21 protein-coding genes and 3 pseudogenes are annotated in these 23,105 nt (G+C 72.4%); 10 read left to right on the forward strand and 14 right to left on the reverse strand.

The window, feature by feature from the left end; translation table 11 throughout:
- Positions 1-61: 61 nt before the first annotated feature.
- From BX285_RS15240 to BX285_RS15255, 4 genes and pseudogenes are all read right to left on the reverse strand, one after another.
- On the reverse strand, positions 62-646 hold the full coding sequence (locus BX285_RS15240) for an NUDIX hydrolase (protein ID WP_097238473.1): 585 nt from the start codon (positions 644-646) through the stop codon (positions 62-64).
- Positions 643-1,803, reverse strand: coding sequence for a type III polyketide synthase (locus BX285_RS15245; RefSeq protein WP_097238474.1), 1,161 nt, complete (start codon positions 1,801-1,803; stop codon positions 643-645). The genes BX285_RS15240 and BX285_RS15245 overlap by 4 nt, the downstream gene beginning before the upstream one ends.
- Before the next feature lie 47 nt (positions 1,804-1,850).
- The gene (locus tag BX285_RS15250; RefSeq protein ID WP_259470537.1) at positions 1,851-3,059 is read right to left on the reverse strand and encodes a cytochrome P450; all 1,209 of its coding nucleotides are present in this window, start codon (positions 3,057-3,059) and stop codon (positions 1,851-1,853) included.
- A 208-nt stretch (positions 3,060-3,267) separates the two neighbouring features.
- Positions 3,268-3,372, reverse strand: a pseudogene (locus tag BX285_RS15255) (DNA-binding response regulator); the annotation flags it as partial.
- Positions 3,373-3,400: 28 nt separating this feature from the next.
- Between BX285_RS15255 and BX285_RS15260 the strand changes: the two are divergent.
- The 3 genes from BX285_RS15260 to hemC all read left to right on the forward strand — a co-directional run bounded on the left by BX285_RS15260 (position 3,401) and on the right by hemC (position 7,283).
- Positions 3,401-4,912, forward strand: a complete 1,512-nt coding sequence (locus BX285_RS15260) for an FtsX-like permease family protein (protein ID WP_121175412.1) — start codon at positions 3,401-3,403, stop codon at positions 4,910-4,912.
- 148 nt (positions 4,913-5,060) lie between these two features.
- On the forward strand, positions 5,061-6,305 hold the full coding sequence (locus tag BX285_RS15265) for a hypothetical protein (RefSeq protein ID WP_147465166.1): 1,245 nt from the start codon (positions 5,061-5,063) through the stop codon (positions 6,303-6,305).
- A gap of 42 nt (positions 6,306-6,347) precedes the next feature.
- Positions 6,348-7,283, forward strand: a complete 936-nt coding sequence (gene hemC, locus BX285_RS15270; protein WP_121175414.1) for a hydroxymethylbilane synthase — start codon at positions 6,348-6,350, stop codon at positions 7,281-7,283.
- Positions 7,284-7,357: 74 nt separating this feature from the next.
- Here hemC and BX285_RS15275 read toward each other — a convergent pair whose 3' ends face one another.
- Entirely contained in the window at positions 7,358-8,281 is a 924-nt protein-coding gene (locus BX285_RS15275) for an LLM class flavin-dependent oxidoreductase (protein WP_121175415.1), read from the reverse strand.
- A 295-nt stretch (positions 8,282-8,576) separates the two neighbouring features.
- Between BX285_RS15275 and BX285_RS15280 the strand changes: the two genes are divergently transcribed.
- Positions 8,577-9,113, forward strand: coding sequence for a hypothetical protein (locus BX285_RS15280; protein WP_121175416.1), 537 nt, complete (start codon positions 8,577-8,579; stop codon positions 9,111-9,113).
- Positions 9,114-9,166: 53 nt separating this feature from the next.
- Here BX285_RS15280 and BX285_RS15285 read toward each other — a convergent pair whose 3' ends face one another.
- Entirely contained in the window at positions 9,167-9,739 is a 573-nt protein-coding gene (locus tag BX285_RS15285; RefSeq protein ID WP_259470538.1) for a winged helix-turn-helix domain-containing protein, read from the reverse strand.
- A gap of 90 nt (positions 9,740-9,829) precedes the next feature.
- On the opposite strand from BX285_RS15285, the gene def reads away from it, so the two are divergent.
- Together def and BX285_RS15295 are read left to right on the forward strand one after the other, a co-directional pair.
- Positions 9,830-10,504 carry a peptide deformylase gene (gene def, locus BX285_RS15290; protein ID WP_121175418.1) on the forward strand — a complete coding sequence of 225 codons (675 nt, stop codon included), beginning with the start codon at positions 9,830-9,832 and terminating at the stop codon, positions 10,502-10,504.
- A gap of 127 nt (positions 10,505-10,631) precedes the next feature.
- A complete protein-coding gene (locus BX285_RS15295; RefSeq protein ID WP_097238482.1) occupies positions 10,632-11,207 on the forward strand; it encodes a hypothetical protein in 576 nt (191 codons plus the stop codon).
- A 352-nt stretch (positions 11,208-11,559) separates the two neighbouring features.
- Here the strand turns inward: BX285_RS15295 and BX285_RS15300 are convergent, their stop codons facing one another.
- From BX285_RS15300 to BX285_RS15320, 4 genes are all read right to left on the reverse strand, one after another.
- Positions 11,560-11,892 carry a hypothetical protein gene (locus BX285_RS15300; protein WP_121175419.1) on the reverse strand — a complete coding sequence of 111 codons (333 nt, stop codon included), beginning with the start codon at positions 11,890-11,892 and terminating at the stop codon, positions 11,560-11,562.
- Complete coding sequence (locus BX285_RS15305; protein ID WP_259470711.1) at positions 11,889-12,386, reverse strand: DUF6232 family protein; 498 nt, start codon at positions 12,384-12,386, stop codon at positions 11,889-11,891. Before BX285_RS15305 ends, BX285_RS15300 begins: the two co-directional genes overlap by 4 nt.
- Positions 12,387-12,792: 406 nt before the next feature.
- The gene (locus tag BX285_RS15310; protein WP_121175421.1) at positions 12,793-13,470 is read right to left on the reverse strand and encodes a GNAT family N-acetyltransferase; all 678 of its coding nucleotides are present in this window, start codon (positions 13,468-13,470) and stop codon (positions 12,793-12,795) included.
- Positions 13,471-13,826: 356 nt separating this feature from the next.
- Positions 13,827-14,516: a TetR/AcrR family transcriptional regulator gene (locus tag BX285_RS15320; protein ID WP_121175423.1), complete on the reverse strand. Its 690-nt coding sequence runs from the start codon at positions 14,514-14,516 to the stop codon at positions 13,827-13,829.
- A 152-nt stretch (positions 14,517-14,668) separates the two neighbouring features.
- On the opposite strand from BX285_RS15320, the pseudogene BX285_RS38385 reads away from it, so the two are divergent.
- Positions 14,669-14,911 (forward strand): annotated as a pseudogene (locus BX285_RS38385) (SDR family NAD(P)-dependent oxidoreductase); the annotation flags it as partial.
- Positions 14,912-15,345: 434 nt separating this feature from the next.
- Here BX285_RS38385 and BX285_RS39475 read toward each other — a convergent pair.
- The 3 genes and pseudogenes from BX285_RS39475 to BX285_RS15340 form a co-directional block, all read right to left on the reverse strand.
- Positions 15,346-16,056: pseudogene (locus BX285_RS39475) on the reverse strand (short-chain dehydrogenase); the annotation flags it as partial.
- 141 nt (positions 16,057-16,197) lie between these two features.
- Positions 16,198-17,763 (reverse strand): carbohydrate binding domain-containing protein, encoded by a 1,566-nt coding sequence (locus BX285_RS15335; protein WP_121175425.1) that lies wholly within the window; start codon positions 17,761-17,763, stop codon positions 16,198-16,200.
- Between the two features lie 229 nt (positions 17,764-17,992).
- Positions 17,993-18,589: a choice-of-anchor C family protein gene (locus BX285_RS15340; RefSeq protein WP_097238488.1), complete on the reverse strand. Its 597-nt coding sequence runs from the start codon at positions 18,587-18,589 to the stop codon at positions 17,993-17,995.
- Positions 18,590-18,945: 356 nt separating this feature from the next.
- Between BX285_RS15340 and BX285_RS15345 the strand changes: the two genes are divergently transcribed.
- The 3 genes from BX285_RS15345 (at position 18,946) to BX285_RS15355 (ending at position 22,006) form a co-directional block, all read left to right on the forward strand.
- Positions 18,946-19,569, forward strand: coding sequence for a GDSL-type esterase/lipase family protein (locus tag BX285_RS15345; RefSeq protein ID WP_121175426.1), 624 nt, complete (start codon positions 18,946-18,948; stop codon positions 19,567-19,569).
- Positions 19,570-19,721: 152 nt separating this feature from the next.
- Positions 19,722-20,675, forward strand: a complete 954-nt coding sequence (locus BX285_RS15350) for an aldo/keto reductase (protein WP_097238490.1) — start codon at positions 19,722-19,724, stop codon at positions 20,673-20,675.
- 80 nt (positions 20,676-20,755) lie between these two features.
- The gene (locus BX285_RS15355; RefSeq protein ID WP_179852681.1) at positions 20,756-22,006 is read left to right on the forward strand and encodes an IS701 family transposase; all 1,251 of its coding nucleotides are present in this window, start codon (positions 20,756-20,758) and stop codon (positions 22,004-22,006) included.
- Between the two features lie 339 nt (positions 22,007-22,345).
- Here BX285_RS15355 and BX285_RS15360 read toward each other — a convergent pair whose 3' ends face one another.
- On the reverse strand, positions 22,346-23,044 hold the full coding sequence (locus BX285_RS15360) for a GNAT family N-acetyltransferase (RefSeq protein WP_121175427.1): 699 nt from the start codon (positions 23,042-23,044) through the stop codon (positions 22,346-22,348).
- Positions 23,045-23,105 lie beyond the last annotated feature (61 nt).

Here is a 23,105-nt window from a genome sequence, read left to right on the forward strand (position 1 = left end):
AACGGACATTGCGCCCTGCTGTTCAGCCGTCCCAGTGATCTCCGGTCCGACTCGGAATGTTTCAGCCGAGAAGGGCCCTCCGCCGCAGCTCCACCGCCAGCCCGACCAGCTCGCCCCACCAGGCGTCGTGCCCGGTCAGCAGCAGCCGCTGCGCCTCGGTGGCCGGCACCGCGCGGACCTCGACCACCTGCTCGCCGTCCGCCGGGTTGGTCGGCGTGGAGTCCAGCACCACCTCGCCCCAGCCCCACAGCCAGGCCTTCTCCGGGTGCGGCTGCCACGGCCGGTACGGCAGCGCGTCGTCGGTGCGGCAGCGGTGCGCGCCGAGCCAGCCCGGCTCGCCGAGCAGCCGGGCGCCCGCCTCCTCCCGCAGCTCGCGCTCCAGGCAGGAGGCGATGTCCTCGCCCCGCTCCCGGGTGCCGCCGGGCAGGAACCAGTGGTCCCGGTCGTCCCGGCAGAGCACCACCTCGCCGTCGGCGAAGCCGACCAGGTGGATGTTGGTGACCAGGTCGTCCGGCGGCAGCTCGGTGGAGAACTGCGCGTCGTACCGTCCCCAGGTCCAGTACTGCGGCGCGTGCAACGCCGGGAACAGGGCGGCGAGTTCGGCGGCTCTGGCGGAGGTGTCGGTGCGGTCCGTGGTATCGGTCATTCGGTGATCGTAGTGCCGGCCGGGAAACGGCGGGGAGCCGTCGGATGGACGAGGGCAATGTCGGAGGTGGAGATGGCGCGCGGGCGGCGCGGGCGCAGCGGCTCGGTCGGCGCGCCGACCCAACTGCCCAGCGAGATCTCGGCGGTGATGCCCGGTCCGAAGCCGGCGATCAGCCCCGGGGTGCCCTCCGGCACGCCGCCGTCGGCGAACTGCCGGGCGAGGGCGTCGAAGACGACGGCGCTGGCGATGTTGCCGCGCTCGGTGAGCGTCGCGCGGCTGTGGCGGAAGGCGGCCGGCTCCAGGTTGAGGAAGCGGCACAGGTCGTCCAGGATGCGCGGGCCGCCGGCGTGCACGATGTAGAAGCCGAGCCCGGAGACGTCCCAGCCGTGCTCGCCGGCCAGGCCGCGCAGCGCGGGCGCGAGCAGCTCCATCGTGCCGGGCACCCGTTTGTCCAGCTGGAAGTGGAAGCCGGTGTCCTTCACCCCGTAGGAGATCCAGTTCTCGGTGCCCGGGACGAGGTGCGAGCCGTTGCGCTCGATCTGCACGCCGTGCCCGCCGTGGCCGCGCATCACCACGGCCGCCACCGCGTCCCCGAACAGGCCGTTGGAGAGCAGGGAGCCGACGGAGAGGTCGGTGGGCTGGTAGCAGAGCGAGCAGAACTCGCAGGCCACGATCAGCACGTTGGCGCCCGGGTAGGCGCGGCAGAAGTCGTGCGCGCGGTTGACGGCGGCGCCGCCGGCCGCGCAGCCGAGCTGGGCGATCGGCACCTGGCGGGTGTCGGAGCGGAAGCCCATGGTGTTGATCAGCCAGGCGGTCATCGAGGGCATCATGAAGCCGGTGCAGGACACGTAGACCATCAGGTCGATGTCCCGGGCGGTCAACTCGGCGTGGGCGAGGGCACGTTCGACCACCTCGGGGACGCGGAGCTTGGCCTCGCGCTCGTACACCTCGTTGCGGAGGGTGAAGCCCGGGTGGGTGAGGGTCCGCTCGATCGGCTGGACGAGGTGCCGCGTGCGCACCCCGGTGTTCTCGATCAGCCGCAGGGCCAGGCCGAGTTGGGGGTGACCGGCGTGCAGGGTGCGGGCCAGGTCGAGCGTTTCGTCGAGGGTGATGACGTGCTCGGGCACGGCGATGGCGGGGCGGCAGAGTGTGGCCATTGGGTGTGGGTCTCCCCAGTCAGGAACGGTGTGTCGAAGGGGAGGTGTCACCAGGCGACCGGCAGGGTGCGCGGGAAGCGCCAGATCGAGCCCGAGTCCCAGTCGAGCCCGGACGGGTCGACGGCGAGCCGCAGCCCGGGGAAACGCCGAAGCAGGGTGCCGATGGCGACCTGCAGCTCCATCCGGGCCAGGTGCGAGCCCAGGCAGTGGTGCTGGCCGTACCCGAAGGCCATGTGGGTGGGGGCTCCGCGGTCGAGGTCCAGCTCGTCGGGGCGCTCGTAGACGGCCGGATCGCGGTTGGCGGTCAGGTAGGAGACGTGCACGGCCTCGCCGGCCCGGATCAGCACGCCGCCCAGCTCCACGTCCTCGGTGGCGACCCGGGCGATGCCGACGCCCTGGCGGAACGGGATGAAGCGCAGCAGCTCCTCCAGGGCGCGCGGCAGCATCTCGGGCCGGGCGCGCAGTTCGGCGAGCTGCTCGGGGTGGGTGAGCAGGGTGTGGGTGATGTTGCCGAGCTGGTAGGTGCTGGTGTCGTGCCCGGTGACCAGCAGGACCATCGCCATGACCGTCAACTCGTCCGGGGTCAGCAGCTCGTCGCCGTCGCGGGCGGTGGCGAGGGCACTGATCAGGTCCTCGCCGGGGGCGGCCCGGCGGGCGGCGGTCAGCTCGGTGAAGTACGCGCGCAGGGCGGCCTTGGCCTCCTCCTGGCCCTCCCGGCTGCCCGGGCCCATCCGCATCATCGCGACGGCGTGGCCGCGCAGTTCGGTACGGTCGGCCTCGGGGATGTCCAGCAGCTCGCAGATGGTGGTGAGCGGGAGCCGGGCGGACAGGAAGTGCATCAGGTCGGCGGGGGCGCCGTGCTCCTCCATCTCGTCGAAGTAGCCGTCGACGGTGCGCTGGGTGGCCGGGCGCATCCGCTCGACCTGGCGGTTGGTGAAGCCCTGGGCGACCAGGCGGCGCAGCCGGTTGTGGGCGGGCGGGTCCATCAGGTTGATCGCCTCGGCCTGGGCGATCGGGGCGGGCGTCATTCGCGGCAGGTCGCGGCCGATGCCGGCGGCGCGGCTGAACCGGCGGTCGGTGGTGACCACCTTGACGTCCTCGTAGCGCGTTGCCAGCCAGGCCTCGCCCTCGCCGTGCGGCAGTCGGATCCTGGCGATCGGGGCCTCGGTGAGCAGCCGCTTGAGGAGTGGGTCGAACTCCAGACCGTCGGTGTGGTGGAAGGGGCAGTCCCACACGGGGGCGGCGGTGGTGGTCACGGGCCTGTCCAATTGTCTTTTGTCATGTCGGGTGATGCCGCCCGAGGCGGTGCCGCGGTGGGGCCGAGGTGGTGCTTCCGCCTGGGCGCGGACATGCAGATGTTGCCCCATGGGATGGCAAAAAGGCGGATTCGACGGGGAGTTAGCTCTAATGAGTGAGATGGATGATTGTCGTGCTAATTATCGTTCCCTGTGCGGCAGTTGACGGTCAGCCGGTGCCGCCCGGTGCCACCAGTCCGGTCTCGTAGGCGAGTACCACGGCCTGCGCCCGGTCGCGCAGGTCCAGCTTCGCGAAGATCCGGGCCACCGGCCTGGTCGTCGCCGCGCTGATCGTCGGCAACGTGGTGAGCGGCGCGGTGGTCTCCGGCTACCGTCACATCGGCGTGCTGAAGTCGATCGGATTCACCCCGCGCCAAGTGGTCACCGTCTACCTGACCATGGTCTCGGTGCCCGCCGTCGTCGGCACCGCCCTCGGGACGGCGGCCGGCTGGGCGGCCTCCTACCCGATCCTGCGGAGCGCCTTCAGCGGGATCGCGACCGGCACCGCCGTGATCGAGCCGGCCGGCTGGCTACCCGCCGCCACCCTGATCGGCGTCCCGCTGCTGGTCGCCCTCGCCGCGCTCGTCCCCGCCTCGCGCGCCCACCGGCTCTCCGCCGCCCAGGCCATCTCGGCCGGCAGCGCGCCGCGCACCGGACGCGGGCTCACGGTCCAGCGCCGGCTGAGCGGCACCCGGCTGCCACGCGCCGTCAGCCTCGGCCTCGGCCAGCCCTTCGCCCGTCCGGCCCGGACGGCCCTGACCATGGCGGCGATCGCACTCGGCGTGGTCACCGTGACCGTGACCACCGGGGTGAGCAGCACCCTGGCCAGGTCCATGGCCGCAACCGATCACCGAACCCACATCGACGTGAAGACCAGCGCCTTCTCGGACAACAGGATCGCGCCCAGGCTGACCGCGGCGCAGACCGAGGCGATGCTGCACGCCACCCCCGGTGCCGAACGGGTCTCCGTCCGCGGCCTGGTCCGGGTCGGCATCCTGGGCCAGCCCCAGCTGGTCTTCGCCAACTTCTACGGCGGCGACGACATGGTCGACCACGCGCGGCTCGACGTGGTCGAGGGCCGCCAGGCGACCGGCCTGAACGAGGCCGAGGCCGGGCCGGGCTTCCTCGACCAGCACGGGCTCAAGCTCGGCGACCGGATCACCCTGGTCCTGGACGACCGGCAGACCACCGTCACCCTGGTCGGCAAGGAGGCCCAGGGCAACCCCAACGCGATCACCTCCAACGACGCCACCCGGGCCCGGCTCACCCCCGACCCGCACGTGGTCGAGTACGACGTGCGGCTCGCCGACGGCACCGACGTCGAGGCCTACCGGAAGGCCGTCGCGGACGCCGACCCGAGTCTGTCCACCTCGGTGGCCACCGGGGGAAGCGACGGGTCCGTCGTCGCGATCAAGACCTTCACCACGACCTTCACCGTCCTGCTGTCGGTGGTCGCCGCACTCGGCGTCTTCAACACCCTGCTGCTCACCATCCGCGAGCGCCGGCGCGACCTCGGGATGCTGAAGTCGATCGGGATGACACCCCGGCAGGTCGTCGCGATGACGCTCACCTCGGTGGCCTGGCAGGGCGTGGTCAGCGGCGTCGTCGGCATCCCGGTCGGGGTGGCGGTGCACCGGCTGATCGTCGAGAACGTGCGGACCATCGAGTTCACGGAGCCGCAGATCGACGTCTGGGGCGTACCTCTGCTCGCCGGGCTCGGGCTCGCGGGAGTCGCCATCGCCGTCCTCGGCGCGCTCGTCCCGGCGCGGTCGGCGGCCCGGCTGCCGATCGCGGAGGTGTTGCACAACGAGTGAGCGGGGGTAGGTGGTGGGGGCTGGGCGGTCGGGCCGGCGGGCGGCCGTCCCGGCGCGCGGGCGGGGAACCGTGCGGCCGTCCCGGCGCGTCCCAACTTCCGCCGGAGCCACGGTGATCGGTGGGCTCGGATGATCGGGGGAGAACGTCGTGCCACTGCTCAGGACGCCAGGCCTGGGCCGCCGGGTGGCGGTCACGCTCGGCGGGATCGTGCTGTTCCGGCTCGGGCAGAGCCTGCCGCTGCCCGGCGTCGACCCGGCGGCGCTCGGGCCGGTCGCGGACGGGGTGCTGCCGGGCGACGGGCTGCGCGGCCTGGCCGACCTGGCCACCGGCGGCGGGATGTACCGGCTCGCGCTGCTCCCCTTCGGTGTGCTGCCGTTCCTGTTCGCCCGGGTGCTCGTGCCCGCCCTCGCCCGGCTGCACCCCCGGCTCGCCGCGCTGCGCGCCGTACGGGCCGGGCGGTTCCTGCTGGAGCGCCGGACGGCCCTCGCGCTCGGCCTGCTCGGCGGCCTCGTCCTCGCGCTGGTCGCCGCTGCCGGGCACCTGCTCCCCGGCGCGGCCGCGGAGGAGGTGCTGCACCTGCGCGGGCCGCTCGCCGTGGTCGTCCTGGCGGCGGGCGCCGCGGCGGGCACGGCGGTGCTGCTGCCGCTCACCTGCTGGATGGACCGGAACGGCCTCGGCGACGCGGTCGCGGTGCTGCTGTTCGTCCAGGTGCTCGCCGTGCTGCCCGGTCAGCTGTGGGCCGTCCGGGAGCGGTCCGGGTTCGGCGGCTCCCTGGCGGTGGCGGCGGCCGTCCTGGTGAGCCTGGCCGTGACGATCGCTCTGGTGATCGCCGGCCGCAAGGGCGAGCGGCGGGTCGAGGTCCGGTACTCGCCGCTCGGCGGGCGCCGCCCGGGCGCCGAACTCCGCTACGTGCCGCTGGTGCTCAGCCACCGGGGCTTCGTCCCGGCCGTGGTCGCCGTCCTGCTGCTCGCCCCGCTGCGGCTGCCCCGACTCCCGTACCTCGCCCTGCTGTTCCTGCTCGCCGCGGCCGGGGCCTGCCTGGCGGTACGGGCCGGCCGGTCCGTACTGACCGACCCCGAGGCCAAACTGCGCACCCACGTCTACCTCCCCGGCGTCGAACCCGGCGTGGCGACCGTCGAGTACCTCGCCGCGCTGCGTCGCCGGCTCGCCGTCGCCGAGGCGCTCGGCACCGGGCTGGTCGCCGTCCTGCCGGCGCTCGCGCTGGCCGCGGCGGGCGGGGCCGACTCCGACGGGTACGGCTTCGGCGGGTACGCCTTCGGGGGTGCGAGCGTGCTGCTGGTGGCCGGAGCGGCGATCGACGCGGTGGGGTCGGTGATGCAGGAGGTGCAGCGGAGGCGGGTGATGCAGTACTACGCGGCGCGGTCCGCATGACAGAACATCAGTCGCAGTGGTCCGACGCCCTATCATCGCGCCATGGCCACCGCTGAGCTGATCCGCATCGTCTCCCGCTCCTCGCCCATGGCACTCGCCCAGGTCGACCGGGTCCGCGCCGAACTCGCCCTGCTGCACCCGGACTTGCGTACCGAAGTGGTGCCGGTCACCACCTCCGGCGACCGCTGGACCGGCGACCTCGCCCACCTCGGTGGCAAGGGCGCGTTCACCAAGGAGGTCGACGCCGCGCTGCTCGCCGGGGAGGCCGACGTCGCCGTGCACTGCCTCAAGGACGTGCCCGCCGACCGCCCACTGCCCGCCGGCACCGTCTTCGCCGCCTACCTGCGCCGCGACGACATCCGCGACGCCCTCGTCCACCCCGACGGCCTGACCCTCGCCGAACTCCCGCCCGGCACCCGGATCGGCACCTCCTCCGTCCGCCGCATCGCCCAACTCGCCTCCTCCCACCCGCACCTGGAATGCGTGCCGATCCGCGGCAACGCCAACAGCCGGCTCGCCAAACTGGAAGCCGGGACCGTGGACGCGCTGCTGCTCGCCGTCTCCGGCCTGGAGCGGATCGGCCGGCCCGACCGGATCACCGAGATCCTCGACACCGAGGCGATGTGCCCGCCGATCGGTGCCGGGATCCTCGTCCTCCAGTGCCGCGAGGACGACACCGCGACCATCGACGCCGTCGCCGGGCTCGGCCACCACGACACCTGGCGCGAGGCGGCGGCCGAGCGGATGTTCCTGCACGTCCTGCAGGGGCACTGCAACAGCCCGATCGCCGGCTACGCCAGGGCCGAAGCGGACGGCCGCCTCGCCCTGCGCGGCCGGGTCTTCACCCCGGACGGCAAGCGGGTGCTGGACGCCCACGAGTGGGCGGGCGCGCTCAGCCCGGAGGACCTGGGGACGTCGGTGGCGCTGGCGCTCAAGCGGCAGGGGGCGCAGGAGCTGATCGCCTCGATCCCGCACTGAGGCGGTGGGGCGCGGCCGGCCGTGGGCGCGGTGCCGGGTGCGGTCCTGCCCCAGGTCGGTGCCTTCCGGTGTGGTCAGAACAGGGTGTCGGCGAGACGGTCCACCTGGTCCGGGTCCGAGGACCAGCAGTACAGCACCACCTCGTCCGCGCCGGCGGCCGTGAAGCCGTCCACGGCGGCCCGGATCGCCTGCGGGGTGGTGAGCAGGCGGTCCGCCACGTGGGCGGCGCGGCCGGTGAACTCGTAGTACGAGCGGATGTTGTGTCGGGCCTGCTCGACGGTGGACTCCGGACCGAACGCCACGTTCGCCTGGGCGACCAGCCGGGGCCGCCCCGACCGTCCGTGCCGCTGCCAGGCCGCCTCGACGTCCCGGAACAGCCCCGCCATCGCCTCGGGCGGCAGCGCCGCGCCGAGGAAGCCGTCCCCGAAACGGGCGACCCGCTCCAGCGCCGCCGGAGCGAAACCGCCGAACAGCACCTCCGGGCCGCCGGGCGTCACGGGCGCGGGACCGATCGGCCCGACCTCGCCGTCGTACGGCTCGCCCGCCCAGAGCCCGCGCAGGACGGGCAGTTGCTCGTCCAGGCGGCGGCCGCGGCGCCGCAGGTCGATGCCGGCCGCACGGCAGTCGTCCGCGCGACCACCGATGCCGATGCCGAGCGTGAACCGGCCGCCGGAGAGCCGGTCCAGCGTGGCGGTCTGCTTCGCGAGCAGCGCGGTGTTGTGGTGCGGTGCGATGAGCACTTCGGTCTGCAGGCGGATCCGGGAGGTCGCGCCGGCCAGGGCGGCCAGTGTGACCAGGGGCTCGGGGTTGTCGAACACCAGCCGGTCGAGCAGGCCGAGGGTGCTGAACGGGGCGGCGTCAGCGCGCCGGGCCCAGGTGAGGAGCAGGGCGGGGTCGTCGACGGGGAGGCCGAGGCCGATCTTGCCGATGTCGGCGGGGGTGCCGGTGTCGGTGGGGGTCGCGTCGGTGGGGGTCGCGTCGGTGGGGGCCGTGTTCATGGGGCCGTCCTTCGGGGAGGGGCAGGCCGCGTCCGCGGCATGCCGGATACCGGTGCCGCCCCTCCATGGGCCCGTGCCGCGCTCTGCGCTGCGGGCCGTGCTCCCGTACTGCGGCTGCTTCGTTCCGGGGAGCGTGATCGTCAGAGTGCCGTGACGTTAGCGCGGGGCGCCGGGTCGGGGCAAAGCCTTTTCGCTCCGCCCGTTTTCTCCGGCCGTTTCTCCGGCCGTTTCTCCGCCCGTCCATTCTCCGCCTGCCGGCGAGAACCGGGCGGGGGTCCGCGGCGTCCGTTGAGGCGTGATCAGTGCGGTGCTCGGCGGGATGCCGATGTTCTGGCCCGGGCTGCTGCTCTCGCTGGTGCCTGCGGCTCTGCTGAACCGGCCGGTGGGGCGGTTGCTGCGGGCCCATTGGGCGGTGGGCTTCCTCCTGCTGCTCGGGCTCGGCGGGGTGGTGGTGGCCACGCTGCTGCCGGAGGCGTTCCGGCTCTCGGAGGACGCCGTGCGGCACTGCACCGTCGCCGGCGGACGGCCGCGCTCGCCGTACGAGCTGCTGCACGTGCGGCACATCGAACTCAAGCTGGCGACCTACGCCCCGGTGGGCTTCGCGGCCGCGCTGGCCGGGACCAGACGGCGGGCGGCGGTGGCGCTGCTCGGGGCGGCGGTGCTGCCGTTCGCGGTGTCGGCGGTGCACTACGCGTTTCCGGCGATCGGTCGCAGCTGCGACGTGCAGGACGTCTGGGACGGGGTGCAGGGGGTCGTCCTGGGCGCGGTGGTGGGGCTGCTGGTCGGGCCGGTGGTACGGGCGATGGCGCGGCAGTCCTGGCGGCGGGCCTGAGCGGTCGCTGGTCTGAGCGGTCGCCGGTCCGAGCCGTCCCCGCAGCCGGTCGGTCAGCCTTCGTCGAGGAGGGGGAAGAGGCGGGTGACGGCGGCGACCGGGCGGGTGGCCGGGTCGGCCTCGCGGCCCCGGTAGCGGGCGAGGACCTGGCGGACGGCCTCGCCGACGGCCGTCAGCTCGGCGGGGGTCAGGTAGACGACGGCGCTGAAGGCCTCGTCCTGCTGCCAGTCGGCCGGGGCCTCGGCGCGGCGGGCAAGCCAGCGCTGGTAGCTCTCGTCCTCCAGGCCGCGGGCCAGTGTGCCGAACTCGTCGGGGGTGTGCGGGTCCTGCAGCCCCTGGGTGCTCGACGGCTGCTGCGGGTGGGGCTGGGACTTGGGCTGCGGCAGGCGCCAGGGGCGGGCGCGCCCGTCGACGGGCGGGGCCTCCTCGATCAGGCCGTGCCGGCCGAGCTGCCGCAGGTGGAACGAGCACAGGCCGGAGCTGAGGCCGAGCCGGGCGGCAGCCGCGGTGGAGGTGAGGGTGCCGTGCTCGGCGAGGAGTTCCAGCAGGGCGGTGCGCACGGCGTGTTCGGGGAGGGCGCCGGTGGTGGCAGCGGCGGCGGTGGTGGCGAGATCTTCTTCTGGCACTTTGCAAAGTCTGCTACTTTGCAAAGTCGCTGACAAGTGACAGGCCGTCATCCGCCATGTCCCGAACCCCCGAACCGTGGAGCGCCACCCGTGCCCGATCGCCGCGAACGCCCGCCCGTCCCGTCCGTCCCTCCCGTCCCTCCTGTCCTGCGGATCACCGAGATTGGTGAGCCGATCCTGCACGGCCCCTGCCGCCCCGCCGGCGAACAGGACTTCGGCAGCCCGGAGTTGGCGCAACTGATCGACTCCATGTTCGCGAGCATGTACGTCGCCGACGGCTGCGGGCTCGCCGCCAACCAGGTGGACGTGGACCTGCGCCTCTTCGTCTACGACTGCACCGACGACGACGGCGTCCGGCACACCGGCCACCTGCTCAACCCGGTCGTCGAAGCGCAGACCACCGGGCGCCCGCTGATCGAGGACACCGAAGGCTGCCTCTCCGTCCCGGGTGCGAGCACCCCCGCGCTCGCCCGCCCGGCCCGCGCGGTCGTACGCGGCTTCGACCGGCACGGCACCCCGCGCACCATCGAGGCCACCGGCTACTTCGCCCGCTGCCTGCAGCACGAGACCGACCACCTCGACGGGCAGCTCTACGTGGACCGGCTCTCCCGGCGCGACCGCAAGGACGTGCTGCGGCAGACGGCCGACCGGCGCGAGAAGGTCTTCGCGCAGCGGACGGCGGCCGCCGACCGGCTGAAGTGGCGCGGCACGGTGGACGGTTGCGACACCTCATGCCGCTGCCGAGGCCTGGAAGCCGCGCCGTGAGCGAAGCCGAAGCGGTCGTGCCCGCCGGCCACCTCCTCCTGGCGCACACGCAACCCACTCCGGCGGGGGAGCGGGTTCCGCCGAGCGACTGACGCCGGTGTGCTGCGGTCCGGGCGACGGTGGACGCATGCTGAAGAACATTCCGGTGGGCGACACCGAACGCCCGGTCCCCCCTTGGGCCCTGCGCCTCGCCAAGGCCCTTCCGCTCGTCCTGCTGCCGCACTGCCTGTGGCGGCTGCCGTTCGCAGTGGACTTCAGGATGGGACTACTCGACCCGGACGCCCCGGGCCTCACCTGGTGGGCGCCCCTCTACGTGACCGGGCTGAGCGTGGTCACCGAGGCACTGGCGCTGCTCACCCTGGGACTGGTCAGCGGCTGGGGCGAGGTCTTCCCCTCCTGGGTACCCGTCCTCCGCGGCCGACGGGTTCCCCCGCTCGCCGCCGTCATCCCGGCCACCCTGGGCGGGCTGACCCTCGTCGCCCTCTTCGACCCCATGCCGCTGGCCTGGTTCGACCTCCTCGGCTTCGCGGAGGCCCCGTACGCCAACGGCTGGTGGCAGGCCCTCGCCCGCGTCTGCACCTCAACCGCCATGCTCTGGGGCCCGATCACCCTGGCCCTCACCTACTCCTACTACCGCCGCCGTCGCCGCACCGCCGGTGCCGTACCGCCGCCGCGTAACAGCCGGCACGGGCAAAATATGTAGACCGACCGTCATATTCCTCTCGCACCCGCAGAACCCGCGCTCAGTGCGCACGAAAAGTCGATCCCGTCGACTTCCTGCGCGCACACAAATATGTAGACCGGTCTGCATAGTTTCCCTCCGCTGATGCGCCGCGCGGGCTGCGCAGGAAGTCGGCGGGGTCGACTTCCTGCGCGAGGTGATGTGGTCGACTTGGTGAAATCCGGCGGTTGTCATGCTCCAAGGCATGTGAAGTGCTCACCCGGTCACCTCGCCCATCACGCCTGCGCCTGCCCAAGCACGGCCAAGGCGTGTCCCGGGCAACACCCGAGACACGCCCATTGCTTGCAACTTGCTCAGCCGCCGATCGGCCGCCTCAGCCCGCCAGAAGCGCCTTCGCGGCCGCGATCACCGGCACGCCCACCTCGCCGACCAGCGCCGCGATCCCGGAGATGCGCTGCACCAGGCTACGCCGGCGCTCCGCAGACGTCTCCTCGGCGATCGAGTCGGCCGCCGCGTCCACCTCTGCCCGGTCGTTCTCGTCCAGGTGCGGGCGCAGCTTCTCGATCTCCCGCAGGAGGGCCTCCACCGCAGGCCCTCCTGCGGTCGCGCCGACGGTCTTGCCGCCGGCCACGATGTCACCGGAACCGGTGTGCTCGGCCTTGCCGATGCTGCCCGAGCCGTACTGCTGGATGTGGTCGCCGCTCATGATCCCCCGATGTTCCCGCTGCCACTGTGCTGGGCCTTGCCGATGCTGCCCTCGCCGTACTGGTTGATGACGTCACCCTGCACCGCGTGGGCCACGTTGATGACCGTCTGTGCGACGTCGGGATTGCCGATCGCCTTGGTGATCTCGTAGATCAACTGCTGGATCTCCTCCTGCGACGTGGACCAGATGGCCTCACGCTGGGTGCCGGAGGTGTTGAGGACCAGACCGTACACCGGGGGCTTCTGCAGGGCGGAGACCAACCTCCAGACCAGAAGTGCCTCGACGGCGAGGAAGACGATCGTTCCCACGGTGCCGGCGAAAGAGGCGAATATGCCGCCCAGGATGAACCATCCGATGCTCTGGAGGATGAACTTCCTCCACGCGGCACCCTTGTCGACGGTCAGTCGTCTCTGGCCGACATGGGAGATGTTGCGCAGCGGATAGGCGTCGCCACCCACCCACAACACGCCTTCATTGATTGTTACTTGGGCCACCAAGGGACCCTCCTGCCCACTCCCGGACGATGAGGTGTGGAGCATACCGAAGCCGATGCGGACACGAGACGGGAATCACGCTTTCCGCCCGTTGCCTTCGAGTGAACCGTAATGGCAACAAGCCGACTTGAGCAGGATTCAGTGGCAAAGAGGAAGATCGACTGTCGCGGGACAGCCCCGTTCCTGACCTGCGGTGGTCCAGGGACAGTGAGACGCGCCCCGCCTCAGGGTCTCGCTCGATCCGGCCCAACTCGGCCTCCGGGGAGGAATCGAGGTGATCGACTACATGTCCGTGACGATGGTTCGGCACTGGTTGTTGCCGCGTTTCGAGTGGTCCGTCAGGCGACCCGGCCGCCGACATCGGTGGCCGGGTCGTGGAAGGTGCGGTTGGCTTCGTGGCGGTTGTTCAGGAGAGAGCGTCGAACGGCTCATCAGGCTCGTCTGCCAGCCCGAGTACGGGCAGGCAGGGGCCGAGTCCGGTGATCGAGACGGAGGTGTTCTGGTGGGCTTCCCACTGGGCGCGGGAGATCCGGAGGCGACGCATGACGGTGACGCGGCCGCGGACAACGTGGTGCTCGATTCCGTCGGGCTCGTAACCGAGCTTGCTGGACACCCGGAACGAGGAAGGGTTGTCTGCGAAGGCCCCGGACGTCGCCTCGTTCGCCTCCAGTCCGGCGAATGCCAGCTGCAGGACCGCCGCACGCATCTCAGTGCCGATGCCTCGTCCATGATGCCGAAGGCCGAGCCAGGAGCCGGTGGCGACCTCGCGCACGGTGGCGTAGTTGCGGGCCGCGATCGTCTGCAGGCCAACGATCTGACCCGCCTCGAAGACGGCGAGATTCAGCGACCAGTTGTCGGGAGTCCAATTGCCCAGCCGGAGCCAGTGGTGCTGAACCACCGAGCGCGCCCGTTCCGTGGGCGGCAGGTCGGTCCAGGGGACGTAGAAGGGCATGCGGTCCGGCTCGTGGACACCTTGCGCTGCGAGGTCAGCCAGTTCGGAAAGCTCCTCGCCGGACGGCAGCCGCAGTTCCAGCCGAGGGGTGTTCAGTCGCAGTCCGAGCAGGGGCCAGTGGTCGATGAGCATGGGCCATTGTGCGCGCCCAGCCGGCCTCTGATCACCTTGTTTTCGCAGCGAAAGAACTGTCCCGGCCAAAGCAAGGGGGTGTTCCAGAGCACCCTGGGAGGAGCCGCCACGGCGTGAGGCGGTGACGACTACTCGGAACGGTCTTGTGGCCAGGTCACCTCGTGCCAGTGGGGTCGACGATCTGGGCTTCGAGGCCGGCGACGCGGCGGTCTTGAAAGCGGAGGTTGGAGCGGGCGGCCTTGAGGTGTTCGTCGAGGGTGTGGTTGTCGGTGATGCGTGGGCGGACGCGCCCGGCGGCGTCCGAGAGTTGACGGCGTGCGGCGAGAGGCGGGGCGGCGGTTGATGGCGCCGACTGTCTAGTCGGCTGCGTGCCCTGTGAGCAGTGAGTCGGCGAGCCGTTCTGCCGTGGTGGTGTCCAGGGGGCCGTGTCCGAGGAGGAAGCGGTACCAGAACACTCCGTAGACCTGGTCGACGATGAGGTCGAGGTCGGCGTCGTCGGGCAGTTCGCCGCGTTCGCGGCCGCGGGAGAGCAGGTCGTGCAGGGCGGTGCGGCGGGTGGCGGTGAAGGTCCGCATGAGGTCGGCGAGGTGGGGGTCGCGGGCGGCTTCGCGGGCGACGGTGCGCAGCGCGGAGGCGGTGGTGCTGCGTTGGGCGGCATCGAAGGTGGTGGCGACGAAGGCGCGCAGGTCGGTGCGGAGGGTGCCGGTATCGGGGCCGGGGACGTCCTGGTCGGCGCGGGCGGTGAGGGCGTCGATCAGGACGGCGCCCTTGGAGGGCCACCACCGGTAGACGGTCTGCTTGCCGACGCCGGCGGCCCGGGCGATGGCGTCGATGGTGACGGGGGTGCCGTCGGAGTGGGCGAGCAGCTGCAGGGCGGCGTCGAGGATCGCGCGGTGGGCGGCCTCGTTGCGGCGGCGGCCGGTGTGCGGGCGCGCGGGCGGGGTCTGTTCGGTCGACGCCTCCGATGCCTCCGACGCCTCTGGCGCCTCCGACGCCTCCGATACCTCCGGGGCCTCTGGCGCCTCCGGTCGGGTGGTCTCCTTCATCGTGATCGCGCTTCCTCTCCTCATGCCTCCGCTTGACAAGACTAGCAGTCTCGACAAGCATCATTGACGGAACCAGCGGTCTCGACAAGTCGAAAGGCCCCACCACCATGAGCACTGCGTCAAACCTCTTCGCCGGACAGCGCGTCGTCGTGATGGGCGGCAGCTCGGGCATCGGCGAGGCCGCCGCGTCCGCCTTCGCCGGGGACGGCGCCGAGGTCGTGGTCACCGGCCGTGACCGCGAGCGGCTGGACGCCGCCGTCGCCCGGATCGGCGGCAGGGCCACCGGCCGGCGGCTGGACGCGGCCGACCCCGCCGCGCTCGCCGCCTTCTTCGCCGGGGAGGGAACCGTCGACCACCTGATCGTCGCGGTCAGCGGGGCGGCCGGCAGCGGCCCGTTCGCGCAGCTCGACCTGGCCGAGCTCGCTACCGGCTTCAGGGGCAGCAGCCGGTCGCAGAGCAGTGCCGGGGCCAGGGCGTTGACCAGCTGGGTCTCCAGGAGCTCCACCGGGTCGAGTGAACCGAGCGTGGCGGACCAGGAGTTGGCGGGTGCGAGGTCGGGCAGCAGTCCGGCCTCGTCCGTCAGGTCGAGCAGCGACCCGGCCGCGGGCGGTGTTCCGGTCCCGAGCAACGAGGCGGCCGCGGCGGTCAGTTGGCCGCTCGCGCCGAGCGGCCGGAAGCCGGGAGCGTGGGTGATGGCCCGCCGGTCGGCCGCGGGCAGGGCGGTGGACTCGCCGGCGGCCAGCAGGGCGTACGACTCGGGCGGGCGGCGCAGCGTCTGGGCCGCGTTGTTGACGAGGATGTCGAGCGGACGCCCTTCGGCGCGCAACTGGTCGGTGAGTTCGATGACTTGGCGCGGGTCGCGGAGGTCGATGGCGACGACGGTGAGCCGGTCCCACCAGTGCTCGCTGCCCTCGGCGGCGCGGAAGCGGCGCACGGTGTCCTGCGGGAAGCGGCTGGTGACGATCAGCTCGGCGCCGTCGCGCAACATCATCAGGGCCAGTTGGAAGCCGATCTTGACCCGTCCGCCGGTGAGCAGTGCGCGGCGCCCGCGCAGGTCGGTGGTGAGGGCCCGGCGGGCGCTGTTGTCGGCGGCGCAGTCCGGGCAGAGCAGGTGGTAGAAGCCGTCGACCTGGCGGTAGGACTGCTTGCAGACGTAGCACTTGCGCGGTATCGCGAGCTCGCCGACGGGCCCGCCGGTCGGCGCCGAGGCCGGGGCTGGGGCCGAGGCCGGGGCCGGGGTCAGCGGGGCGTCCTCGCGGCGCTGTCGGCTGCCGGTTGCCGTCGTGGCGAGCAGTTCGGCGTCGGCGTCCCGCAGGGCCTGCCGGGCCTCCTTGCGGCGGCGTTTGCGGCTCTCCATCACGAAGGAGCTGAGCTGCCGCTCGGCGTGCTGCCGGGTGCGGTCGTCCGCGGGGAGCGCCCGCAGCCGGCCGAGGGTACGGCTGAACGCGGCGAGTTCCTCGGGGGTGACACCGGCCGCGCCGGCGGCGTCTCCGGTCGGAAGGATCGTGCTGAGCTGGTTGTGGTCGTCCCGGACCGTCATGTCCGCCCCTTCGTGCTGTACAGATGGGACGGACAGTAGCCGACGGCCCGGGATGATGTTATGCCAATTTCTCCGGGTATGACCTGCGCCGGTACGGCGGCCCAGGCCGCCTGCGTACGGCTCAGCCCGCCTGCGTACGGCTCAGCCCGCGTACTGGGCGAAGAGCTTCGCGAACTCGTAGGGCTGCTGCGGGATGTTGGTGCACTTGGAGAGCGAGCCGCCGGTGCAGGCGTTGGCGTCGCGGGTGGCGTCCCAGAAGGCGAGCAGGCCGAGGTGGTTCTGCCGGGCGAAGGTCACCAACTGCTGGGCCGCGGCCTGGTTGTAGATCTGGTGGTCGTCGTTCTCGCCGATCATCGGGGTGACGCCGACCATGGCCCACAACTGGGCGTCGGTCTTCGCCGGGTAGAGCGCCTTGAGCTGGCCGAACAGCGACTGGGCGGCCTGGACGGCGGCGTTGCCGTAGTCGGTCCCGCTGCGGTAGTAGTCCATCGCCATGACGTTGACCACGTCGGTGGTGACCCCGGCGTCGCGGGCGGACTTGACGATGGCCACGCCCTCGGCGGTCAGGCCCTCGGGCAGCACGGGCAGGGTGAAGGAGACCTTGAGGCCGGGGTGGGCCTGCTGCAGCTTGGCGAGCGCGGCGGAGCGGCGGTCGTTGGCGGCGGTGTCGGCGATGGCCGCGCCCTCGATGTCGAAGTCGACGTAGCGCAGGTTGTAGGCCTTCACCACGGCGTCGTACTCGGCGAACAGCGAGTCCACCGAGGTGCAGGCGGCGGCGAGTTCGGTGCCGCTGGCGCCGCCGAAGGAGACCTTGACGTCGCCGCCGGCCGCGCGCAGCGCGTCGACCTGGTCCTTGGCCCAACCGGTGCGCGGGTCATAGGCGTTGAACCAGCTGGCCTTGCATCCGACGCCGGTGACGAAGCCCATGGTGTAGCCCTTGAGGTTGCCGGCCCTGGCCATGTCGGGCATGGACGGGGTGGGCCAGGCGCCCATGTCGATGTACGGGGCGACCGGGAGCGCGACACCGGGCGGCGGGGTGCTCGGCCCGCCGGTGGGCGTGCTCGTGGGCGTACCGGTGGGGGTTCCGGTCGGGGTGCCGCTGGGCGTGCCCGAAGTCGGCGGTGTGGCGGTCGGGTTGCTGCCGCCGGGGCCGGTCAGGGTGATGTCGTCGGCGAGGTAGCCGCCCTGCCCGTACCAGCCGTGCACGTACACGGTGACGCTCGTGGTGGCCGGGCCGGTGGTGAAACTGGTGGACAGCTGCTGCCAGTTGGCGCCGCCGGGCGTCCAGGTGGCCGGGTCGGTGACGCCGCTGCCGGTGGCGCCGAGGTAGACGTACTGGCCCTGCACCCAGGCGCTGAGGCTGTACGTGGTGTTGGGCTGGACGGCGACGCTCTGGCCGCACTGCGCGGTGTCGCTCGTGCTCACTGCCCCCTTCAGCGCGTACGTCCCGCTGTGCGCACCGGAGTTGACGACGCTGCCGGTGCCGGCGGAACAGCTCCAGGGGCTGACTGCACCGCTCTCCAGGCCGCCGTTGGCGAGCAGGTTGCCGTCGGCGGCACCGGCGTTCCCGGCGAGGGCGGCCAGGCCGCCGGCAGCCAGTGCGGTGGCGGCGGCGAGGCTCAGCAGGGTGGTCCGGCCGGAGGGGCGGGCGGCGGGGCGGGCGGTGGGGCCGCGGTGTGTGGGGGCAGGCTGGTACGCGCTGGGCATGGGGGTGCCTCTCGGGACGTGGTGGCCGCCCGCGCCGCGAAGGGGGAGACGCGGGGCGGGCGGCAGCGTGGGGGTGGTCCGGTGCGGGGGAGCGCGTTGCTGAGCATCAAACTGGACTAGACCAGCTGTGCACGTCAAGCACTTCCCGGCGCCGGGCACCGCACCGGAGGCAGGTTTTAGGAAGGGTTAAGGCTCCGGGTCCCGGGGTCGGGACGCCCCGTGGAGCAGGTCAGCCGCAGCACGGCTTGCAGGCCGTGACCTGCACGTTGTCGATCACCGGCCCGTACGCCCCCGCCACGGTGCTGACGAAGCCCAGCGTGGTGGAGGAGTTCTGTGCGACGAAGGTGAACTGCCGTCCCACGTAGCCCATCGCGGCCATGGTCTTGCCGGTGACGTCGAAGGTGAAGTCCTGGAAGGACTGGCCGTCGATCGTCACCCGGCCGGTCCGCAGGGCGGGCCCGCCCCCGGGGTTGCCGGCCAGCGCGTACGTCACCGAGTAGGTGGTGCCGGGGACGGTGGTGAAGGCCTGGCTGACGGTGCCGCTGTTGCCGCCGTTCAGGTCGAGCGACTGGTCGCCCTCGGCGGCCTGCCAGAAGCCCGCGCCGATCAGGTCGACGCTGCCGCTGACGACCTTCCACGGGCCGATCACCTGACCGGCGTTGAACTCGGTGAAAGCGTTCGCCGGGGCCTTGGGCGTCTCGAAGCTGCCGTCGTCGAAGCGGCTGAGCGCACGGTGACCGCCGGCGGCCTGGGCCGGGACGGCGAGCGCGGTGGTGGCGGCCGCGATCAGGGCGACGACGGCGACGCGGGTGCGCGAGAGCTGCATGGGTGGGTTCCTCTCCGAGGGAATGTGCACGAGGGCCGTGCGGACTGCGTGGTGACCGGTCGATGAGCGACCGTCGAGCGGTCGTCGAGCGGTCGTCGAGCAGTCGCCGAGCAGTCGTTGATCGGCCGTGCACAGAGCGTCGATCGTCCCGGCGGGCCCTGCCAAGACCGGGCGGGCGGCGCCCGGTGGTGCGAAAGGCTTGCAAGCGGGCTCTCTCGCGCCGGTTTGACGGAGGGCAACCTGTGATGACCCGGTGAAAGGTCCGCGAACGAACGTCGAAGGGTCGACGGCCGCATCATCGGCCCCGGTGGTGAAATCGGAAGCGCGCGCCCCGAATGCGCCCATACGGTGGGCCGATGACCATACAAGTCAGCTTCGATGGTCCCCGGATCTGCTTCCTTGGGGACTCCTTCATCCAGGGCCTCGGCGACCCGGAGTTCCGCGGCTGGGTCGGCCGGGTGCTGCAGGCCGCCGCGCCCGACGCCACCGCCTTCAACCTCGGCGTCCGGCGCAACACCTCGACGCAGGTGCTGCACCGCTGCTGGCCCGAGGTCGAGGCGCGGACGGCGCCCGGCGCGGACAACCGGCTGGTGGTCTCATTCGGCGCCAACGACGCGGTGGAGGAGGCCGGTTCGCCGCGCGTCGCGCACCGCGAGACCGTGGCCAACCTCGCCGCCCTGCTCGACGGCGCCCGCCGGCGCGGCCTCGGGGTGCTGGTGGTCGGCCCGCCGCCGGTGCTCGCCGGGGGAGCGGCGCACCTGGCACGGCTGCGCCGCCTCACCCCCGAACTGGCCCGGGTCTGCGCCGAGTTCGAGGTCCCGTTCGTCGACGTCACCGAGGCGCTGGCGGCCGACCCGGCCTGGGTGGCGGAGGCCGGGGCGGGCGACGGCGCGCACCCGGGCGCCGGCGGGTACGGACGGCTGGCGCAGCTGGTCCTGGACGGCGGCTTCCGGGCGTGGATCCGAACGGACTTGACCTAGAGCACACTCCAAGGTGAAAGCTGAAGGCGTTGATCACGCGGCGCCGCACACAGCACCGCGGACCGCACCGCACGCAACACCGCACGCAGAATCGCACGCAACACCGCATGCAGCACCGTAAGAACCTCGGAAACCACGATGGGAGCACCGTCATGCGCAAGGCCACGTTCGGTACCAACGGTCCGGAGATCGGCGTCCTCGGCCTCGGCTGCATGGGCATGACCTGGGCCTACGACGTGCAGAACCGGGACGACGAGAACTCCGTCCGGGTGATCCGGCAGGCGCTGGACCTCGGCGTCTCCCTGATCGACACCGCCGACATGTACGGCCCGTACACCAACGAGGAGGTGGTCGGCGCCGCCCTGGCCGGCCCGTACCGGGAGCGCGCCTTCCTGGCCACCAAGGTGGGCATCGTCCCGGGCGGCCAGGGCCAGCAGGAGCGCAACGGCCGCCCCGAGCACGTGCGCCGCTCGATCGACGAGAGCCTGCGCCGCCTGGGCACCGACCACGTCGACCTCTACCAGCTGCACCGGGTCGACCCGGAGGTGCCGATCGAGGAGACCTGGGGCGCGTTCGCCGAACTCGTCGCGGCGGGCAAGGTCCGCAACATCGGCCTCTCCGAGGTGACCGTCGAGGAGATCAAGCGGGCGCAGTCGGTGCACCCGGTGGCCTCCGTGCAGAACGAGCTGTCGCTGTGGACCCGGGACGCGCTGGACGAGGTCCTGCCGTACACCGAGGAGCAGGGCATCGCGCTGCTGCCGTTCTCGCCACTCGGCCGGGGCTTCCTGACCGGCAGCATCTCCTCCTTCGACGAGCTGCCCGCCGACGACTTCCGCCGCCGGCTGCCGCGCTTCCAGCAGGACGCGCTCAAGGCGAACCTGGCGCTGGTGGGGAAGGTCCGGGAGGTCGCCGAGCGGATCGGCGCCACGCCCGCGCAGGTGGCGCTGGCCTGGGTGCTGGCACAGGGCCGGTACGTCTTCCCGATTCCGGGCACCAGGACGCCGCGCTACCTGGAGGACAACGTGGGCGCGGCCGGGGTCGTGCTCTCGGCGGCCGACCTCGCCGAGCTGGACGCGCTGCCGGCACCGACGGGTGGTCGGTACTAGTAGAGCTTGGTCAGGTCGGTGCCGTGGTGGCGTGTCCTGGGGAGTAGGTGGCGCGTTGTTGGTGTGTGACACCTGGGGAGATGGCCGAGGTCCGGGAGGACCTGGAGGCGTTCACGGCGGGGTTGTTCGAAGCGTTCACGCGCGCTGACCAGCGGCGTTGGGGGCAGGCGTACGTGCGTGGGCTGCTCCTGGACGGCAAGCGGAAGTCGGTGGAGCCGATGGCCGCGCGGCTCGGGGAGGACGGAAACCGGCAGGCTCTCGCGCACTTCGTCACGACAAGCCCCTGGGATCCGGCACATGTCCGGGCCCGTTTGTCCTGGAGGATGCAGGACGCCATCGATCCGACCGCGCTGATCATCGACGACACGGGGTTCCTCAAGGACGGCGACGCGTCGGCGTGTGTGTCGCGGCAGTACACCGGAACCGCGGGCAAGGTCACCAACTGCCAAGTGGGCGTCTCGCTCCACTTGGCCCGTGACCACGCCTCGGCGCCGGTCAACTGGCGGCTGTTCCTCCCCGCGTCCTGGGACCCCGAATCGACGAAGGCCGACCCGGACAAGGTCGCCCGGCGAGACCGGTGCGGCATCCCCGCAGGCCTGGGCCACGTGGAGAAGTGGCAGCTGGCCCTGGACATGATCGACGAGACCCGGTGCTGGGGTGTCCACGTCCCGCTCGCCATCGCCGACGCCGGATACGGCGACGCCGCGGCCTTCCGCCTCGGCCTCCAGCAACGCGGCCTGCACTACGTGCTGGGGATCTCCACCACGCCGACCGCGCACCCTGCCGAAGCCCGGCCCGTCACGCCCGCCTACAGCGGCACCGGCCGGCCGCCGGTGGCGAAGTACCCGGACAAGGCCCGCAGTGTGAAGGACCTGGCCATCGCTGCCGGGCCGAAAGCGGCCAGGCCGGTGTCGTGGCGGGAGGGGTCGCGCCCAGGCAAGGCGAAGAGCGGCTTCAAGCGGATGTATTCGCGCTTCGTGGCGCTGCGGATCCGCCCGGCCGGACGCGAGATCCGCGACGCCACCGAGGGCGTGGAGCTGGCCGAGTGCTGGCTGCTGGCCGAATGGCCCGCCAAGGAAGCCGAGCCGGTCCAGTTCTGGCTCTCGAACCTGCCCGCCGACACCCCGCTGACCACTCTGGTGCGAATGGCCAAGCTCCGCTGGCGGATCGAGCACGACTACCGGGAGATGAAACAGGCCCTCGGCCTGGCCCACTTCGAGGGCCGCACGTTCACCGGCTGGCATCACCACGTCACGCTCGTCTCTCTCGCCCACGCGTTCTGCACCCTGCGCAGACTGGCCACCGCCCCAAAAGACGCGGGGCCGGCCTGAGCCTCTACCAAGTCGTCCGCGAGCTCCAGATCCTTCTGGCGACCTGGGCCGGCGCCTGCCCCACCTGCCACCGCGACATACCCACACGAAAACAGACCTGACCAAGCCCTACTAGGGCCTGTCCGGCGGATCTTGCCGGGCGCACGACGCCGGATCATCCCGCCTGGACGCACGCCCGAATCGTCCAAGTACACCCAGTACGAGGGCGATTCGGGCGCACGCCCAGACGGGCGCCCGACGCCGCGCGCTGATCCGACAAGATCCGCCGGACAGGCCCTAGGCGGGCGGGCGGTACCAGACGGGCGGGCGGGGCGGTACCAAGCGTGCGGGCGGGCGGTACTACGGCCGCCTGCCACCGATCGCCGGTTCCCCGGGGTGCGGGCGGCGTTCCCTGACCCACACCAGCTGCCGTCCGGTCTCGCCCGGGGCCCGGACGGCGGCTTCGGCGATCCGGTCCAGCCGGTAGCCGAGCTTGCGCGGGACGGCCGCGCTGGCGGTGTTCGCCCGGTCGCAGCGGATCTCCACCCGGCTGATCCCGGGCAGGGCCAGCGCGGCCTCGGTCAGCGCCCCGGCCGCGGCGGTGGCGATGCCGCGGCCGACGTGCCCGGCGGCGACCCAGTAGCCGATCTCCAGCGCGCCCGGGCCGAGACGTCCGTGCAGGCCGAGGGCGCCGATCACGCCGCCGGGGTCGGTGTCCAGGCCGGCCAGGTACATGAAGTCGGTGCCGGCCTCCCAGGCGGCGGAGCCGGCCCGGGTCAGTTCTGCGGTCCGTGCGCGGGTGGGGGCCTCGGCCGCCCACTCCAGCCAGGGCCGCAGGTGGTCCAGGTTGGCGCGGACGGCCCGGTTCAGGGCCACCGCGTGGGTGCTGCGGCGCCGGCGCAGCCAGAGGCCGCCGGGCAGCCGCAGCAGTTCGGGTGGCCGCCCGGTGGTCACCTCCACCGCGGGTTCCGCTGCCGTGGGCGCCGCGGTCGGCTCCGCCGCCGTCCGGACCCCTCCGGCCCGGGCCGGGCCACAGGACCGTGACTGTGCTTGGCTCATGACGGCGATTATGTCCTTGGCCCGGACCTGTCACCATCCGGACTCCGGAGGGATCCCCGGA

The sequence above is a fragment of the Streptomyces sp. 1114.5 genome (genome assembly GCF_003635085.1).
Lineage (GTDB): Bacteria > Actinomycetota > Actinomycetes > Streptomycetales > Streptomycetaceae > Kitasatospora.

Excerpts from the sequence above, each read along its gene's own strand:
- BX285_RS15240 (WP_097238473.1), bottom strand. The coding sequence starts at position 646 with ATGACCGATACCACGGACCGCACCGACACCTCCGCCAGAGCCGCCGAA.
- BX285_RS15245 (WP_097238474.1), bottom strand. The coding sequence starts at position 1,803 with ATGGCCACACTCTGCCGCCCCGCCATCGCCGTGCCCGAGCACGTCATC.
- hemC (WP_121175414.1), top strand. The coding sequence starts at position 6,348 with ATGGCCACCGCTGAGCTGATCCGCATCGTCTCCCGCTCCTCGCCCATG.
- BX285_RS15275 (WP_121175415.1), bottom strand. The coding sequence starts at position 8,281 with ATGAACACGGCCCCCACCGACGCGACCCCCACCGACGCGACCCCCACC.
- BX285_RS15295 (WP_097238482.1), top strand. The coding sequence starts at position 10,632 with ATGCTGAAGAACATTCCGGTGGGCGACACCGAACGCCCGGTCCCCCCT.
- BX285_RS15300 (WP_121175419.1), bottom strand. The coding sequence starts at position 11,892 with ATGAGCGGCGACCACATCCAGCAGTACGGCTCGGGCAGCATCGGCAAG.
- BX285_RS15310 (WP_121175421.1), bottom strand. The coding sequence starts at position 13,470 with ATGCTCATCGACCACTGGCCCCTGCTCGGACTGCGACTGAACACCCCT.
- BX285_RS15320 (WP_121175423.1), bottom strand. The coding sequence starts at position 14,516 with ATGAAGGAGACCACCCGACCGGAGGCGCCAGAGGCCCCGGAGGTATCG.
- BX285_RS15335 (WP_121175425.1), bottom strand. The coding sequence starts at position 17,763 with ATGCCCAGCGCGTACCAGCCTGCCCCCACACACCGCGGCCCCACCGCC.
- BX285_RS15340 (WP_097238488.1), bottom strand. The coding sequence starts at position 18,589 with ATGCAGCTCTCGCGCACCCGCGTCGCCGTCGTCGCCCTGATCGCGGCC.
- BX285_RS15345 (WP_121175426.1), top strand. The coding sequence starts at position 18,946 with ATGACCATACAAGTCAGCTTCGATGGTCCCCGGATCTGCTTCCTTGGG.
- BX285_RS15350 (WP_097238490.1), top strand. The coding sequence starts at position 19,722 with ATGCGCAAGGCCACGTTCGGTACCAACGGTCCGGAGATCGGCGTCCTC.
- BX285_RS15355 (WP_179852681.1), top strand. The coding sequence starts at position 20,756 with ATGGCCGAGGTCCGGGAGGACCTGGAGGCGTTCACGGCGGGGTTGTTC.
- BX285_RS15360 (WP_121175427.1), bottom strand. The coding sequence starts at position 23,044 with ATGAGCCAAGCACAGTCACGGTCCTGTGGCCCGGCCCGGGCCGGAGGG.